Annotated in this window: 13 protein-coding genes; 8 read left to right on the top strand and 5 right to left on the bottom strand. The window is 44.8% G+C overall.

The window, feature by feature from the left end:
- Positions 1-250: 250 nt before the first annotated feature.
- Positions 251-2,116 (top strand): alpha-amylase family glycosyl hydrolase, encoded by a 1,866-nt coding sequence (locus tag SIB64_RS09195; RefSeq protein WP_413439939.1) that lies wholly within the window; start codon positions 251-253, stop codon positions 2,114-2,116.
- A 458-nt stretch (positions 2,117-2,574) separates the two neighbouring features.
- Here SIB64_RS09195 and mgsA read toward each other — a convergent pair whose 3' ends face one another.
- The 3 genes from mgsA to SIB64_RS09210 form a co-directional block, all read right to left on the bottom strand.
- Entirely contained in the window at positions 2,575-3,465 is an 891-nt protein-coding gene (gene mgsA, locus SIB64_RS09200; protein WP_413439940.1) for a methylglyoxal synthase, read from the bottom strand.
- Positions 3,466-3,630: 165 nt separating this feature from the next.
- Positions 3,631-6,159, bottom strand: a complete 2,529-nt coding sequence (locus SIB64_RS09205; protein ID WP_413439941.1) for a ligase-associated DNA damage response DEXH box helicase — start codon at positions 6,157-6,159, stop codon at positions 3,631-3,633.
- A gap of 410 nt (positions 6,160-6,569) precedes the next feature.
- Positions 6,570-6,767, bottom strand: a complete 198-nt coding sequence (locus SIB64_RS09210; RefSeq protein ID WP_413439942.1) for a DUF350 domain-containing protein — start codon at positions 6,765-6,767, stop codon at positions 6,570-6,572.
- A 121-nt stretch (positions 6,768-6,888) separates the two neighbouring features.
- Between SIB64_RS09210 and SIB64_RS09215 the strand changes: the two genes are divergently transcribed.
- The 5 genes from SIB64_RS09215 (at position 6,889) to SIB64_RS09235 (ending at position 10,791) form a co-directional block, all read left to right on the top strand.
- On the top strand, positions 6,889-7,875 hold the full coding sequence (locus SIB64_RS09215) for a hypothetical protein (protein ID WP_413439943.1): 987 nt from the start codon (positions 6,889-6,891) through the stop codon (positions 7,873-7,875).
- Positions 7,875-8,111 (top strand): hypothetical protein, encoded by a 237-nt coding sequence (locus tag SIB64_RS09220; RefSeq protein WP_413439944.1) that lies wholly within the window; start codon positions 7,875-7,877, stop codon positions 8,109-8,111. Before SIB64_RS09215 ends, SIB64_RS09220 begins: the two co-directional genes overlap by 1 nt.
- Positions 8,108-9,640 carry a polyamine aminopropyltransferase gene (locus tag SIB64_RS09225; protein WP_413439945.1) on the top strand — a complete coding sequence of 511 codons (1,533 nt, stop codon included), beginning with the start codon at positions 8,108-8,110 and terminating at the stop codon, positions 9,638-9,640. The genes SIB64_RS09220 and SIB64_RS09225 overlap by 4 nt, the downstream gene beginning before the upstream one ends.
- Positions 9,640-10,239 carry a DUF4178 domain-containing protein gene (locus SIB64_RS09230; protein WP_413439946.1) on the top strand — a complete coding sequence of 200 codons (600 nt, stop codon included), beginning with the start codon at positions 9,640-9,642 and terminating at the stop codon, positions 10,237-10,239. Before SIB64_RS09225 ends, SIB64_RS09230 begins: the two co-directional genes overlap by 1 nt.
- A gap of 300 nt (positions 10,240-10,539) precedes the next feature.
- Complete coding sequence (locus tag SIB64_RS09235; protein ID WP_413439947.1) at positions 10,540-10,791, top strand: hypothetical protein; 252 nt, start codon at positions 10,540-10,542, stop codon at positions 10,789-10,791.
- Positions 10,792-11,282: 491 nt separating this feature from the next.
- Here SIB64_RS09235 and SIB64_RS09240 read toward each other — a convergent pair whose 3' ends face one another.
- Complete coding sequence (locus tag SIB64_RS09240) at positions 11,283-12,995, bottom strand: ATP-dependent DNA ligase (protein ID WP_413439948.1); 1,713 nt, start codon at positions 12,993-12,995, stop codon at positions 11,283-11,285.
- Between the two features lie 104 nt (positions 12,996-13,099).
- Here SIB64_RS09240 and SIB64_RS09245 point away from each other — a divergent pair, with 104 nt between their 5' ends.
- Entirely contained in the window at positions 13,100-13,570 is a 471-nt protein-coding gene (locus SIB64_RS09245) for a hypothetical protein (protein ID WP_413439949.1), read from the top strand.
- Here the strand turns inward: SIB64_RS09245 and SIB64_RS09250 are convergent.
- Positions 13,567-14,553: a ligase-associated DNA damage response exonuclease gene (locus SIB64_RS09250; RefSeq protein WP_413439950.1), complete on the bottom strand. Its 987-nt coding sequence runs from the start codon at positions 14,551-14,553 to the stop codon at positions 13,567-13,569. The genes SIB64_RS09245 and SIB64_RS09250 overlap by 4 nt on opposite strands.
- 2,368 nt (positions 14,554-16,921) lie before the next feature.
- Between SIB64_RS09250 and SIB64_RS09255 the strand changes: the two genes are divergently transcribed.
- Positions 16,922-17,236: a Nif11-like leader peptide family RiPP precursor gene (locus SIB64_RS09255; protein ID WP_413439951.1), complete on the top strand. Its 315-nt coding sequence runs from the start codon at positions 16,922-16,924 to the stop codon at positions 17,234-17,236.
- The last annotated feature ends 165 nt before the right edge of the window (positions 17,237-17,401 follow it).

A 17,401-nucleotide genomic window follows, 5' to 3' on the forward strand; every position in this document is an offset into this window, starting at 1 on the left:
TCTTATTTACAGTGGACCCAATAATACCCTTTTCGATTCCTTGACTTGATTTTGCTGTCAGCTTTTCTCCATTGATCACTTTTTTCTGTGAACTTGTTTTGATGCCCGACGGTATGGATGAGCTTTTTTATTGTATCCATTGATCCATATTGATGGAATCATCATTTCCTATACTCCATTCATGACAAATTGATTCTTTTATCGTTTTATTCATATTTTCTGCCATTCTGTAGTAAGCACCTGTATATCAATGTCTGTTTCTGAAGGCAGTTCAGTCAATTCGTCAGCCTCCCTTGACCACAAATTTTTTGAGAGTCCGGTTGATTTTCGATCTGAGGTTATTTATTTTTTAATTGTTGACCGTTTTAATGATGGCCACTCTGATTCTGATCCCCGCGAGGAAGGATCAGAGGTTGAGGGCGAGATAGCTTTGTACGATAAATCAAGACAAGATTGGGGTAAATATTGGGGTGGAAATCTTCAGGGGATTATCAACAAGATCGATTATCTTAAAAAACTTGGTGTTACTGCTCTTTGGCTGTCACCACTGTTTGAGCAAGTCAGTGATTTGCAGTTTAGTCGTGCTCCTATGCATGGCTATTGGACCCGCGATTTTAAACGAATCAATCCGAGGTTCCTTAAGGTGGGCGAATCATCTAGTATTCATGAATCAGATACTCTTAGGAAATTAGTTGATACCTGCCATAATGCTGGTATCAAGGTTGTTCTTGATATTGTATGCAACCATAGCTCTCCAGAAATTAATGGTAGCAAAGGTGTTGTGAGGGATGATGGAGAACCCTTAGCCGATTTTAATAACGATTCGCAGTCCTTCTATTATCACGAAGGAGAAATTACAGATTGGGAGGACGAGTATCAACTTATTCATTTGGAAATGATGGGTTTGGCTACATTTAACGAAAAGAATATCGATTATCGTAATTATATTAAATCTGCGATCAAAACATGGCTTGATGTAGGTATTGATGCCTTACGAGTGGATACTCTTAAGCACATGCCGATATGGTTTTGGCAGGAGTTTACAACTGATATGAAAAGCCATAAGCCTGGTTTATTTATGTTCGGTGAATATGGCTTTAGCAAACCATGGGAGCAACGTTCTGTTGATTATGCAAATAATATTGGAATGTCTATTCTCGACTTTGGTCTTTGTGATGGAATTCGCTTTTGTTTCTCCGGTCAAGAGCCTGGGGGTTTCTACCAAGTGGAGAGAATATTAAATTACGATCACGTTTACCATCGTGCGAATGAACTGGTTACTTTTATCGATAATCATGATATGCCAAGATTTCTTTCGGTTGTTCCCGACGTACGCAAATTAGATCTGGCATTGGTTTTATTGCTTACTTTGCGAGGTGTCCCTTGTTTATTCTATGGGACTGAGCAATATTTAAACGACAACACAAATGGTGGTCAGGATCCGTACAATAGACCAATGATGGAGCATTGGGATACAAGTTCTCATTCATTTAGCCTTGTCCAAAATCTTCTCGAATTACGCGAATGTAACCAGGCATTAGCATTTGGTTCTCATCATTCGGCTTGGATTAATGACAATTTTTATGTTTATACACGAAATTTCCGGGATTCCTCTGTTCTAGTCATGATGAATAAATCCGACCAATCACATGTTGCTAATGTAGATAATCTCAACATGGAAGATGGTTCTTATATTTGTCGATTAACGGGATATCCTGTTTTGATTAAAAATAGATCGATTAGGGATTACGTTATTAATCCTTGTACGGCCATTGTCATCAGTAAAGAGGGTGCTTTTGTTGATGGAAAATTAGTTGTTGTCTTCCAAGTTAATGGTTTTTCGACTCAACCTGGTCAGTCGATGGCCTTGATTGGATCATGCGATGAACTCGGTAATTGGAATCATTCCTCTGCCTACCGTATGGAATACGTTAACTCAAACACTTGGATAGCCACTGTTGCTTTCAATCCTAAAGAGTCGACGATTATTAATTATAAATTTATTGTTTTACAAGACTCTGCTGAGCCCATTGTCGAAAATCTTATAAACAGAAGAATGATCTTGCCTTCAGAAGGTCGCATTGCTGTCGATTGTTTTTGGAATAGCAACTCCTAGATGATTTGAGGCATGTAGCTTTTACTTGTAGAGCTATACGACACTTAATTTTATTGATGTAACTTTATTTCTCACTAACCTATTATTCCTCGTTGTTGATTCGCCACATCACAGTACATCTATATCTTGTGTCATCTGCTACATCGATTGTCTTGCATGTTGTGTTCTCAATGATGGCATTTTTCGGTTTTCTCCTCATGGCTTCTCCTGTTGCGAACTCTTCTGTTGGCCCTTCAGCCTGAGCTGATCCATTTGTCTTTGCTTCCACCTTCTGAGTTAATGGTGTAATGATCATTATAAATATGGCCAAATACAATCTGAATGATTTTGTGTTTCTAGTGGATGCTTGAATCATCTTTGTTTGGTTTTCATGATAGACAGGCTAAGTTGAACTTTCTAGGAAGTCTGCTCTTTTGTTGATTTGAGGATATATTTTGAAATTATCTATCAATAATTCTCTAAGACTGTAGCACTTTCTTTTGCCCTCTCCTGTAGTTGTCTAAGACACGATTGGTAATTGTTTTTTCATGATCGTGATTTTCCTGCAGGTACATCAGAACAGCCTCAGCTGTTTTTGGATTCGTTGCGAATGGAACTTGATAAACGTCGCATAGACGTCCCAATGCTTCAATGTCTGCATGGTGCGGATGGGCCGAGAGTGGGTCTCGAAAGAAAATAACTCCACATATGTTGCTAGTGGAGATTAGTTTCCCAACAGCTTGGTCTCCGCCTAGTGGCCCAGATTGAACTTTCTGTGCCAACATTAAACCTGTTTCTTGATATAGTTTTTGGCCTGTTGTTCCCGTTGCAATTAGTGGAAAGTTTTCGATTTCATTAATATGATTTTTCGCGAACTCCATAAGGCTTTCCTTCATCTCGTTGTGGGCAATCAATGCCAAATATTTTGTATGGTCGACGTAGTACAACCCCTTGTTTCTTTCTTGCCTAGCGTGATGTACAGCTCTAAAATATTCTGCAAATTGTGTGGCTGTTGCGTTATCTTCGTGTACAAAATCTGTATAATCTTCCAGGGTAAATACAGCAGCAATACACGGTTCTATGGCTTGAACTGTTGCTATACGTATTGCCTCTGGTGAAAACATTGATTCACCAAAGACCCCTCCTGTTCCTATGATTTTTATTTGAGTTTCATTTTGAATTGCTCTGGCTTTTCCTTTCAGAATAAACATCAAGCTGTATGCAGGCTCTGACTCTTTGATGATTATTTGGTTGTCACTAATCTCTCTGATAGATAAATGTTTGGCGAATTTTTCTAGTTGTTCATTGTTAAAATGTTCTCGAAAATTTTCTTCCTTGCAGATGATCTCTAAAATGTCGATGGAATTCATAGTTGTAAGGCTTTTCTTTAGGGTAGTTGTTTCTGGTTTTATAGCATTTCTATGTCAGCTTCGCCTGATCTTTGTTCGCATCTGTGATTTTGTCGCTGATTATTATTCAAACCATTATATTTTGGACGGGTTTTCTCATGATGTCTATGTTTTTTTGTATCAACTTTATGCCTCTCTCTTTTCCGCCTCTGCTTTCATTCGCATGACGCGTTCCAATACACTTTCATTACTCATTCGGTTGTTGAGTCTCTCTACGAGCAAGGGGAATGCCAACGGCCCTGGTCTTGCTGTATGCGCATGAATCCATTCTTGCTTTTGTCCTCGTTCGAGAGCAGATTTTAATCTTGATATCTCAAGTTGATCGTTGAGGACCTCATGTCTTGCTTGCTCAAGAAGTTTGTTCTTTGGTTCATGTTTTGAAAATACATCATAGAGTAATGTTGCACTGATTTGAAGTTGACCTGTCGTTTTATTGGAACCGGGGAAGCCTTGATTCATAAGACCGGATATTTGACATATGCTTCGAAACCTCCGCTTGACGAGCTCTGACATATTGAGTGCTTTGCATAAATCTTTTTCTAGATCATTACTCTCAAAAAGAATATCTGCATAATCTTCCAAAAGTGTATTCATAGGATATCCCTTCTGAGCCAGCAGTTCAAATCCATAATCATTGACAGAAACAGTGATGGTTCCTTTTTCAAGCCTTGTTAAACGTGCAGCCCAGAGAAAACCAATGCCCTCATGAACGAATCTTCCCTCAAATGGATAGGCGAAAAGATGACTTCCCTCGCGTGTGTTACATGTCTCTATTAGAAACTGATCATTTTTGGGAAGAATTGATAAGTCCCTTTGTCTTTCAAATAGTGGTTCTAATGCTTTTAGTTCTGGAGTGTCATGGATAGTCCTACTGGCGCGATCAACCTCCTGTCTTAGATGGTATGTCAATAAATCCGATAAAGCCATCTGGCCACCCGCCCATGCAGGAACCAGTTTGCTTTTCCTTTTGCTGTTCTTGACATAAGCCGTCATTTGCTTTAGCCGAACGAATTCCAATTGACGCCCCGAAAAGAAGAACACGTCCTTTGGCTTTAATTGCCCGATAAATGTTTCTTCTACATGTCCTATCACTGCTCCACGTACAAATCTTACTGTTACGGATGGAGCGGCTGTAATTGTTCCAATATTGAACCGGTGCAGTCTTGCAATTGCGTTTTCTTCTACTCGATACTGATTCTCTTCTTTAATGAAGACTAACTTTCTGTATCTTGGATAGGCTCCTAAGCATTCTCCTCCTTTTTCTAAAAATGTCACACACCATTGCCAATCATTTCTTGACAGATTTTTGTACGTTTCTGTTTTTATAATACTTTTGTATGTTTTCTCTGGCTCGAAGCCTGGTCCGCATGCAAGCGTCGTGAGGTGTTGCACAAGAACATCCATTGGCTGTTTAGGCGGTTTTCTTTTCTCGACAAGGCCCTCTGTCAATCCGCGACGTACAGCACTCAGTTCCAGAAGTTCCAGAGCATTGGTGGGCATAAAAATGACCTGAGATGTCCCCCCGGGAACATGGGCCGAACGTCCTGCCCGTTGTAGGAGTCTTGCGAGATTTTTAGGACTTCCGATTTGTACAACTTGTTCTACAGGTTGAAAATCAACACCGAGGTCGAGGGAGCTTGTGCATACGACCCAGCGGATCTCCCCAGCTTTGACTGCTGCCTCGATGGACTCCCTCTCTGCTCGGTCAATCGCACTGTGATGTAGCGCAAGTGAACCCTCCATCTCTGGGCATGCAAAACGTAGGCATTGATGCCAACGCTCCGATTGATTTCTCGTATTTGTAAATAATAATGTGCTGATTCCAGGGTTCATTGCCGCGATTAGTTCCTCGTACATCCTTAGTCCCAGATGTCCTGCCCAAGGAAAACCATCAATCGTATCTGGCAACAAGCTTTTTATTTCTGTTAAGCGTGTAGCAGCTCCTGTGATGAGTGTTGCTTGATTATCTGTTCCAAGTGCGTGTCGTGCTGCCTGTTGCAAATTCCCGATCGTTGCACTAATTGCCCATATCTGTAATTTGTGATTCATTTCTCTTAGCCAACTCAAACATAATTCTGCTTGTGTTCCTCTTTTGCTTCCAAGTAGCTCATGCCATTCGTCCAATATCACTGTGTCTACACCTTTAAATATTTCACTTGCTTTTTTGTTGCTGATTAATACACTCAGCGATTCTGGTGTTGTGATTAAAATATCAGGAGGGTTTGATAATTGACGTGTTCGCTCACTGCTTTTTGTATCGCCATTGCGTATTCCTACTTTGATCTTCCATTCCATTTCATTTATTGGCTCTTGTATCGCTATCCCTAAGTCTCTGCTCAATGCCCGTAAAGGGGTTATATAGAGTAATTTGACCCCCTTTTGATGTTTGCTATCTGAAAGGTAACGAGCGATTGGCCCCATGACTGCTGCAAGTGTTTTACCAGATCCCGTTGGAACCTGTATTAATCCACTTTCACCATTCAGATAGGCTCTCCATGTTTTTAATTGAAATGGCATTGGCTGCCATTTTTTCGAATTAAACCAATCTTTGATTGGAGCTAGTTGTACTTTTAATGTTTTGTCCTCTTCTTGTGTTTCAGTCGTACTTTTGTACAACTGATCGCCTTTGTCTTCCTCCTGCTCCTTGTTCGTCATTTCCTTCTCGTAATCTATCGATTTATATTAGCTAATTGCATCATCCCTTGATATCCATGCTTTTTTCAGTTTCATCGGCTGATGCCCATGCAATTTTGTAGAGACCTGTTGTCCATGCTCCTCCCGGATTGTTGAATTTCTGAGATGTTAGTTCGTGTCTATTTTTTTGTGAGCTATCCCATGTGTTTGGTCAATTTTCTTGGTCGAAATCGAGTACGTTAATCACTTGATTCATTTGAGAATAATGTTTTACGATCTTGATGACGTGGAATGAAGCCAACTTTCTCTACTGACTCTTAGGTATTATTTGATGTAATTTCTATTGTTAGTGAGTTCAATTAATTTTGTGTTACTCTACCGCTAGGATTTTGACGGCCAATGAGCTGTGTCTTTGGACTTTATAGGTTTTTTTATGTGAGGACTACGCTGACAACAATGGCCGTGATTGATATCACGACGGATGCCAATACAATCCCTGCTGCAATATTTCCCTTTCGAATTTCACCCCGATAGTCAGTGGGGGTCAATTTGTCGAATAGCCATGTGCCTCCGAGCACCAACACAATGCCCACAACCGTCCAGGCGAGGCTCAGCAACAGCTGTGTCATGAATAGTTCCACGCCACTCCAGCATCGATATCGCGTATTTTAAGACCCTACCAGCGTCGTGAGTGCGATGGATTCACCGTCTGGCCTTCGCCAATGGATTCCGTGGTTTCAGCGCCCGTCCGTGAATCCAGCCTTTCTGTTCATCCTTCTCTTCCCTTGCTGGGTTTTGGTCAGCCTTGGTTCCTCTCGGGGGCCTGAACACCGTGACTTCGATCTCACGGTTCCAAGCCCGAACAATCCGGTGACCTCCGCTCCGTTTCCTCTTGTCGCCAACGGCAAAAACGTATCCACGATCCGCATCGACGCGGTTCCACCGGCTAATACGTCTTACAACATGTCCCTTGAGCTCCTCGACGCGAAAGGCACGCTTCTGTTGCACGCAGACAAGGAGGGTTGGAGAGAAACTGGTAGTTGGTATGAGGATGGATATTCCGGTACCTATGACGAATCTGACCGTTCCTTCTGGCTCAAATTCAAACCCAGGGAGTCAGGAAATTTTTCAGTCAGACTTTCCGTTGATTCTTTACTGTCGTCGCAAAATCAGCCTGTCTCTGCATCCATACCAGTTAGTGTACGTATCAGCTCATCTTCCAGCAATCAGGGGCTTCTTTTTCTCACACTAATCGTTTCATTTTCCCTTGCTTGCATGGTTCTTCATCTCAGCTACTTTCAGGGTCGCCGTCGTTTAAAAGAGCGATCTGATGATGTGATGGCTTTATCAAGGAAAACAAGAGCAGTTTATCCCGCAGGATTGATGAGTCTTCATGTCTCTTGTCGTTTTGAGAATACTACATCCAGTTTTGGTCCGCAAAATCGTTATCATCTTGTTCCCGTCCACATGAAGCTTTCGGTGATTGATGCCGTCGGTGCTGTGCGAAATAACTGCGATTTAACAGGTTATTTATCTAAAAAGCAATCCGAAGAGGATGATTCTTTTGACCTTAAATTCCCATCTGTTTATTATCAACTTGATCAAGTTGAAAATCTCCGTTTTCGTATTGATATTCCTGAAACTGTTAGTGATATTGCTGAATTGGAATGGTTTGATCTTGATCTTCGAGATAAAGTCGTTGTTCCCTGGCCTGTATCAACACAAAAATTGAGCTGATGTCCCGTCTCTTTCTAATCCTGATGACAGCGTTTGTGTCCTGGCTGGGCATTTGGTCCGCCAGGACCAATCCCTCTGTCGGAACTCTCGGTGATCGTTCAACCACGTCTGGATCGAATCGCTCCAGTGGCGTTTACTACCGCGGTGGTTACACCAATGGTGTTTGGGTTTCTACAAGCCCACGCGGTACAGCATCAGGATTTTCCGGCCGTGGGCCCCGTTCAGGAGTGAAGTGACCTCGGTCATTTTCTCAACCCGACAAGTCCGAGCGTTGCTTGTGACCGCGATGGTTTCATCTGCGGTAGGGCTTGTTCTCGAATTGTTGTTGGTCACAGAAGCCTCGTACCTCGCTGGTGATGCCACCCTTGCGACCGGTGTTGTTGTTGGCTCCTTTCTCGCCTCCATGGGTCTTGGCGCCTGGCTGACCCAGTTCATCGCAGACGTCCAGCGGCCCCATCAAATTCTCCTTAACAGTCTTCTTCAGGTTGAGCTTCTTCTCTGTCCCCTCTGTCTTGTTGGGCCTCTTGGACTGTTTCTCCTGTTCTCTGTGGATGGGCCACTTTGGCCCGCCATCGTTGTTGTAACGGTCTTTGTTGGTGTGTTGAGTGGCATGGAACTCCCGCTCATCACGCGTCTTCTTGAAACGCAGCAGAGCCTTCGGCAAGCCCTCGCTCAGGTGCTTGCTCTCGATTATTTGGGGTCGTTGATCGGCGCCTTGATGTTTCCTTTGATCCTGCTGCCTTGGCTTGGTTTGCTTCCTACCGCCGGTTTGCTTTCAGTTGTTCCGATCTGTTGCGCTGGTTGCCTTTGCCTTCATTTTCCGATGTTGCAACGTTGGCGTTGGCCAACGGTTTGCCTTCTGCCTTTGGTTGCCCTGATCGGCTCGTTGCTTGGCCCTTTGGGAAATCGAATTGAAGACAGCTTCTACGCCGATCCTGTGATCAGCCGGTTTCAATCACGTTTTCAACGCATTGTCTTAACCAGACGTCGGGGTGATCTTCGCCTTTATCTGGATGGCGACCTTCAGTTTTCAAGTATTGATGAGTACAGGTATCACGAAGCGCTTGTTCATCCAGCCATGTCATCCCACGCACGGCCTCAGCGCATTCTCCTGCTCGGTGCGGGTGATGGACTGGCTCTCCGTGAAATTCTTCGTTGGCCGGAGGTTGATCGGGTCGATCTGATTGAGCTTGATCCGGCCATGCTCAGATTGGCCAGACGGCATCCTCAGTTGAAGGCACTCAACAATGGTGTTCTCAATGACCCTCGTGTTCGAGTTCATGTCGGTGATGCATTTGCGTTGATTCGCCAGTTTGTTGAGCCATACGACGTTGTAATTGCTGATTTTCCAGATCCCGACACCATTCCAATTGCCCGTCTTTACAGCGTCGCTTTTTACGCCAATCTTCTTCGCTTGCTTGCACCTGGCGGAACCATCGTGACGCAAGCCAGTACACCTTTTTTCACGCCGCGGGTGTTGGCCTCTATCGAAGCGAGTTTGCGTGAACTCTCCCTTGTGACCAGGCCCTACAGCCATACCATCCCCAGCTTTGGCCCATGGGGATTTGTGCTTGCGCATCGATCGGGTGAGTTTCATCCTTTTCGTCCTCTTCCTTTTGAAGCGCGATGGCTCGACGCTGCACAACTCGACCAAATCTTTGTTTTCCCAAGGGATTTCAGGCCTTCCGAATCTGATCCGGTTCTTCCGAATCGACTCTCGAGGCCCGTTCTGGTTGAATATCAAAGACAGATCAACCAACTCTGATGACTGCTTTAATTATTGTTCTTCTTATTATCGCCCTTGTGATTTGGGTGGTCGGTTTAGAAAATCAAAAGCGCCGTCAAAAACCAAAGCCTGATCTGACTCCAAAAACACGTAACTTATTTAATTTGGAGATTGGTGACATTGTTCAATATGGATTCAAGGACTGGGTAGTTGAATCAATCTTTTTATATGAGCAAGGAGATTATGAGTGGCGCGAGTATTTGTTGAGAGACTCGGCTGATGTGGCTTGGCTTTGCGTCGAGGAGGATGATTGGCTTGAAATTAGTTGGATGGTTCCTGTGCCTAAAGAGGACGTTGCTTTGAGTTTTCCTTTGCGTGACTCCTTAAAATTTAATGATTTGCGTTATCGGTTGGATGAAAAAGGATCTGCACGATATCAAACGATTGGTCGCTCGAATAATCAAAAAGGTTCTTCTCAATTTTATGATTACAAAGCTGATAATGGCTCACTTCTCAGCATCGAAAGTTATGGTATTAGTCTCGATCAAGGAGATATTGAGCTTTGTTTGGGTGAGGTGATTCGAGCAGCTGACCTCACGCTTCTCCCTGGAGACGGAAAATCTGTTTATTCTTCCTAACCACTTATGTTGATCTCTTGCCTTGTTGCTCCTTAGCCTGCTCTGCTGATAATTGTTCTCGTTTTTCAATTGCTTTGATTGCTTCAAAAGCCTGACTAGTCAGGCTGGCCATGCGTGAACGGTTGTATTGCTGATAGCGGAGTGTCTCGTGGCGGTGGGAAGGAATTTGTTGTTTTTGAGTGCGCATAAAATCTGTGTTTCTGTTGTGAATGTATGTTCATTGTTTGGCTTTCAGAGGAAAAGCTCAATCTTTTTTTACCTAGGTATCAAGTAATACGCTTTTTGAGTATCGCAGCGAACTTGGCGCTCGCCTTTGCTTTCTCTATGATGAGATTAATGTTTGGTCATTTCGGGATGGATTCTCCTCAGCATTATGAATATGACCTCACTGGATTGGATGATTCAGTTTTCCTTCGACGTGTTCGAAGTTTTTCGGCAGATTCCTCCACTGTTGAATACAAGGTTTTCGCTGCTCCTGGCATGGTCGATCCATACACCTATGTTGTTGAAGTTCGTAAGGACTCACTTTCTAATTATCCCTGGATCGGTTAAGAATTTTTCATTTCAGATCACTTTGAGCCCTATTGATTAAGAGCAGCCATCGATGCTTGCTAGTTTTCAAATGTTATGGTTAGACCAACTCTATTGGTGACGTATTCGCCGATGTTCTTTGTTTTTTGATCTTTGATCATTGGTATGATTTGTTCTGATGATTAATCTGTCGGAAATAATTTCCAACTTGCATTGGTGGGGATATCAGGCCCTTTCTTTAAATCTTCCGGTTCAGACCACGACACCCTCCACTCAGGTACGCGGCTTGCAACATAATCAAAGTGCTCGATCCGCACACCGCCTTTCTCAGAAGCAGAGCCTGTCCAGCCGGCCATCCAGTAAGACTCGTCCTTCAGGGGGTTACCCCTCATCCAGATCCAGCATTTGTTTTTTGTCGCCATCCAGGATGTTGGGTTGTTCTTTCGATTCTGCCCGATCAGATGTGCTCATCTCCGATTCCGAGTCTCTTGAATCATTGAGCAGAGGATGCCTCAGGACGACTTGCCACCCACGGCTGATCGCACTGTTTTCACATTGGTATCTGTGCTCTGTTTTTCCTCGAACAGCTGTTGCGCCGTGATGAGTCGATCAGCTTGTTCTGCCAATTTATCGTGCCTCCACCTCAGGATTCGTGGAAAGCGCACGGCTAGCCCTGATTTGTGTCGTTTGGAGGGGTGAATTCCTTCAAACCCAATCTCGAAGACGAGTTCGGCTTTGACGGATCGTGCCGGTCCATACCTCTGCAATGTGTTGCGTCGTATCCAGCGATCAAGCTCAAGAATTTCTTTGTCGTTCAAGCCCGAATAAGCTTTTGCGAACGTAACGAGTTGAGGTGGTGTGTTGTTATCCCACAGACCGAATGTGTAGTCCGTAAACAGATTGGCTCTACGTCCGCTTCCCGCTTGGGCGTAGAGCAGTACGGCATCAAGAGTCATCGGTTCCAACTTGTGTTTCCACCAGTGACCTCGTTTTCGTCCACTCAAATATGGCGAGTCTGATCGTTTGACCATCAACCCCTCTGCTTTGCGATCCCGCGCTCTGTTCCGTTCTTGATCAAGATCGTGCCAGCTTCCTAAGGTCCATGCGTGGCTCTGATCGAAGCGCCATCGATCGGGATGTTCGAGCAGCGCCATGAGATCAGTGAGTTGTTGTTGACGGGCATGGAGCGGTTGCTCTCGGATATCGATTGCCTCGAGCTCGAGCAGGTCGTAAGCGATGAAACGAACTGGACATTCGCGTTTCAATGTTGCACCCACCGTTTTTCGGCCAAGTCGCCGTTGCAACTGGTCAAATCCCATTGGTGCCTCTTGACCGTTTTCCCAGCAGATCACTTCTCCATCGAGAACTGTTCCAGGTGGCAGCGCTGCTCCGACTGCGATCAGCTCAGGAAAACTGTTGTTGATCAATTCTTCACCCCGACTCCACAGATAAACCGAGTCACCGCGATGGATCAGTTGACCTCGGATTCCATCCCATTTCCACTCGATCAGCCATTCTTCCGCGTCGGTGTCATCGATGCGTTTTCGGTCCAATGGACTGGCGAGGAAAAAGGGATATGGCTTGCCACTTGATCGCTGTTCTTCTTCACAGGCTGGTGCTGTGATATTCCGAAAGTTTGCGCCTGAGGGTTCAAATCCCCCCATTAAGCGTTGCACCACCAGGCTCTCCTCAAGCTCAAAGGCCTCTGCGATTGCTCTGCTGATTAGTCCGGTGGAAACGCCCACGCGGAAACCACCCGTCATCAGTTTGTTGATCATGAAATGATCGTTATCTGGTGTCGCCTGCCACAGGGCCAGGACTGCTTCAGCTTGGTTGGCCTCTTTTAGGGTGGCGATGGATGGGAGCAGGATTTCCATCCACCAATGCAGTGGCCGATCTGCTCTGATCGCAGGAAGATCCACGTGCATTGGAGCAATCCGTTCCTTCACGCACGGCCAAAGCAAGCTGATCGTTTCCGCGGAATCTCCCACTTGGCCATGGCAGTCGTTGATCAACCATTCCGGTAAGTCGCCATGATCACGAAGAATCTCTCGCAGACGTCGACCTGTAATCAGACGTCGTCGTCGTTTACCGAGCAACAGCGTTAAGGCCCAGGCGGCATCCTCAACGGGAACGGATTTGAAATGATTCACCAAGCTCGCCACTTTGGCGGTTGTTCCCGTGAGCTGATCCAGTTGATCGAACAGGGCCAGGAATGCCTGCATGACACAGCGCCGTTGCGCTCATCCTGACCAGTTTCTCCGGCCTGCTGTTGTGAAAATCCACGCCACAACCTTTTCTCGGCCGGTCAACTCTTGATCTGACTGTGTTGAATTTGCTCCCCCCTGAGCCGCCCTGTCGTGAGCGGCTGTGGGTTGTTGTTCCATCGGGTTTTGCATTTGGTGTTATCTCCCTTCAGGGTTCACCGTTCCACGTCTGGTTTGAGGCAAGGTTCTGGTTGCCCTGTGCTCTGGCTGCTCATCTCCTCTGCGGCCTGATGACCATGGGGCAAGCCTCCGCTATCCATCTCCTAACAACCATGGCCCTCCTCTGGGAGAATTTTGTTCAACAATTGAACAGCGTCCGGTCCACAGGCTCGGATCGGGCGCCGATCGCCGCTGTCGCAGGGTCCGATTCCCTCGACGACCCCAGTGACCGTCGTCGTCGGCTTGAAAAGGCATTGGAAGCGATCCAAGACAGTGGAAACGCGATGATGATCGAGTCGTTGAAGGCTGCAATTGAGGGCCGGCAGGCGAATCTCAATCTTCCTGAACTGCCCGATGGAATCGGCAAGTCCTAATCGGACTCCCCCTCAAACAGGGTTTCGAGCGGTTCCGCATCGATTGCTTCGCTCTCTCGCAGGTAACGGGCCAGGACGTCGCTTTGACCGTGGGTCACGTACACCTTTTTGGCTCCTGATTCGCGAATGGTGCGGAGCAGCCCGGGCCAGTCAGCGTGATCGCTCAGCACAAAACCCCTTTCATAACCGCGTCTGCGGCGGGCTCCTCGCACCGCCATCCAGCCGGAGGCAAAGGCTGTCTGTGGTGCCTTGAACCGCTTCATCCAGCTCGAGCGGTGTGCGGATGGTGGTGCCAGGATCAATCGCCCTCCCAGCGGCTCGTTGCGGGGCAGCTCACTCACGGGGCGGCTTGGTGCCATCGGGACCTTGGCCGTTCGGTAGTGGCGTGTCACGGTTTCGACGGCTCCGTGGAGCAGGATTTCATCCTTCACGCCAAGGGCATGGAGTTCTGCGAGCAATCTCTGGGCCTTTCCAAAGGCGTAACAGAACAACAATGAGGGGCGAGTTTGATCTCCTTTCCACCAGTCCCTGATGGCCATGGCAACCTCCTCGCCGCGCTGCCATCGGTAGATCGGCATCCCGAACGTGGCTTCAGTGATGAACACATCGCAAGGCACGGTCTCAAAGGGGGCACAGCTGGGGTCGTGGTCTCGCTTGTAATCCCCGCTGACCACCCACACTTCTCCATCAGCTTCAAGTCGGATCTGGGCTGAGCCCAGCACGTGGCCTGCGCTGTGAAAGGAGACTTTGCACTGTCCCAGCCAGACTTCTTCTCCATACGGGATTGGTTGCAAGTTGATGTGCTGGCCGAGCCTTTGGCGCAGCACCCCCTCGCTGACATCCACCGCCCAGTATTGATCGCAACCAGCCCGCGCATGATCGGCATGGGCATGGGTGATCAGTGCCCTTGCGACCGGACGCCAAGGGTCAACCCAGGCATCAGCGGCTCGGCAGTACAGCCCTTCTGCTGTGCGTTCGATCACGCTGCGGCTGAGATGGCTGGTGCAAGTCTGAAAGCTCCGTCACTAAAATGCGCCCTTTGGTTCGCAGAAGAGGCGGCTTTTCGCTTTCTTGGTCCTTGCGGTGTTCGTTTTGCCCAGTTCCGCACTGGCTCAGAAAGAGATTTCGAAGGCGAAGGGCCATAACCAGTGTGTCTCTCCGATTTATTACGAGATGACGCCGACCATGGTGAAGCTTGTCCCTCGGGATGGATGAATATTGGAGCAGGCTACTGTCGAAAGAAATAGAGAAAGGCTGACTCTTGTGGAGATTGTTGAAACACAACCTCCAAATCTTTAATTGGTTGAGCTTGTTGGTTTACATACTTGGGTTCTTTTACCATATTTTATATCGGGGAAATTTACCTAACCTGTAATAATAATTTGCTTTGCTGGAACTACTCGTGTTCTCAGCGGATTGACGTCTAGATAGCCATAAAAGCCAACAATTTTGCGCAAAAAAATTAGTAAAAAGAGCTTTTCAGTTGTCCGATTTTCTGATGTCCTAATTATCGGCACAGTTTTCTTGCTCAGCAAAGTAAGTCTGTGTACAAGTGTTTGCTGATGACGACTCTTGTCTTGAACTATTGAAATCTGCTTCGCTTGGTATCAGGCATGATCGTTGCCTTGGTTTTGTAATTTATCTTTGTAGATTCAATAAATTGTGGTTGTGAAAATAATTTACTGATCCAATCTTCTCTTGTTGAAATTGTTTTATTTCTCTTTGCCCAACTTCCTCTATACTTCTCTCTTTGACAAGTTATTTGTTTTATCATTTTTTTCTTGTTGTTTTGTTGAGATAAACAATGAGCCTAATTTTTCCACTCTCCAGTTTTCGGAATGAAATAGTTGATGCTGTTTGAATGTTGACAACTGTCTTGTACCCGAGAACGAAGACAATCTAGATTTCTAGGAAATATCAGGATTTTGATCAAAGCTTTAAGATCAATTAATTCTCTGTCAACCTAGATAATTATTGACTTCTCATACAATTTTTAATCTTCAGCTCCATAGAATAATGGTCCATTGCTGTTGTATGACTGGCCATTACCATTCATATTCATCATGATGCATTGCTAATACATCTATTCTTAAAATGTTTTTTATTTATCTTCCACCATTGAATACAAAATTTATCGCGCTTTTTGTATTGATTTACTTTAATGGCTTGTATTCAACAATATCTTTTTTTCTTGCCCAGCACATTCCAGCAGCGGATTCAACGCCGCCAGTCCCTAACAACATGATTATTGAGGCATCACTCAATCAATTTAGCTAATCTTCTACTTTTACTAAAACTTCACTTTGCTCAAAATACAATTTTTTTAAAATTATTTTCATGGATTATTGGTCACTCATTTTATTGTCGCTCAAGCAAGCAATTTCGGCGTGCCCAAATGTATGATTTGTTTTTACTTCCGTCCATCTTTTTGTCGCTACAAATAAATACTCATCGGTCTGCATGATTTTGTTCTGAGAACGAAAGGTCTTGAGTCATTGTTGGCTGAACAGTTCTCATTAATATGTATCGCGATATTATTAAGTTTGAATATTTGTATTATTGATTTGGTAAGTATCGCTACTCTTTTCTGGTGTTCTCCCCGTCTGTAGTGAATAGACGACCGAGCAAGTCTGTTCCAACGGGCTGAGTAAAAATGCTCAAAATCTTGCCTGTAGCTGCATTTTGCACATCAGACCGTAATCGATTCTGCAACTGCACTTTCAGAAAACCGTCAAAATCACTTGAAAGAATTTTTGAACGTGGACACCAAGTTGAGACAACTGCTTGATCGCTGCAACAAAGAAGAGCGTGAAGCTGTGGAACGATGGTTTAAAAGTTTTCAGGCTATAGGACTAACGAAGCACAGCGGGATGTCAGTGGCTAGGGGCACAAGCATGTCATGCCCTCTCTAATGTTTCAAGTATTTTAAATTTACGCCCTTCCTAATACCCATAACTCTTTTTTTAATATAAGCCTTGTTATTTAATCAAGCTTCTCTCTGATATTTTTTGCTTCAGACTTTTGCGTGGCCAGCAATCAATCACTAGCGATTTTGAATTATTCTTGACAAGACGTACGATTGACTTTTGATCAATAATTAATCTTTGACAAAATTTCCTTGGCTTTAAGTGATTTGTCTGATTTTTCTATTTTACTCTTGCGGGATTTTGATGGAGTAATTGTTTCTCAACCATGCAATAGTTGATTGATTTATTTGTCGGTTTTTTAATTCTTAAACTCGAACATTAATTTGCTTTGTTGTTGGAGTATTCAGTTGTCTTTGTCTGATTCTTTGGGCTGTTGGCATTCCCTGAAACATCTCTGCTAATATGATCACATGATCTTACACACATGTTAGAAGATCAACTTATTGCCTTTTTTGCAACTGTTGAGGTTGATACCTCGTTGCAAGTCATGCTTGGCCACGCTTCTAGCCCTGACGACGTGGTTTGTATCGCCAAAGATGCTGGTTTTGATATTTCAGCTGAGGCTCTGGTGAAGATTAACAAGCTGATTGAGGATGAATCCGATGAAGAAATTTCTATCGACGACCTGGCTTCAGCGAGTGGGGGCTGGTTTTGGGGGAGCCAAGCAAAGATGAATTTCATTTCAAATCGCATTTATCTCCTCAACAAATTCTTTAGTGATACTGCATTTATGAACTAATTTAGCGTTTGCAGCTTTTCTGGTGTTTTTATGTATTTGAGATTTGATGTATCTCCGCCGCGTGCTTTTAGGTTGATATGTCTGCCCTGAATCATCAAATCTTTTGCTAAAGCATACGAAACTCTTCGCTTAGCCTTTATTACTCTTCTGAGGTATTATGGGACA

The sequence above is a fragment of the Synechococcus sp. MIT S1220 genome, from assembly GCF_047303025.1.
Taxonomy (GTDB): Bacteria; Cyanobacteriota; Cyanobacteriia; order PCC-6307; family Cyanobiaceae; genus Parasynechococcus.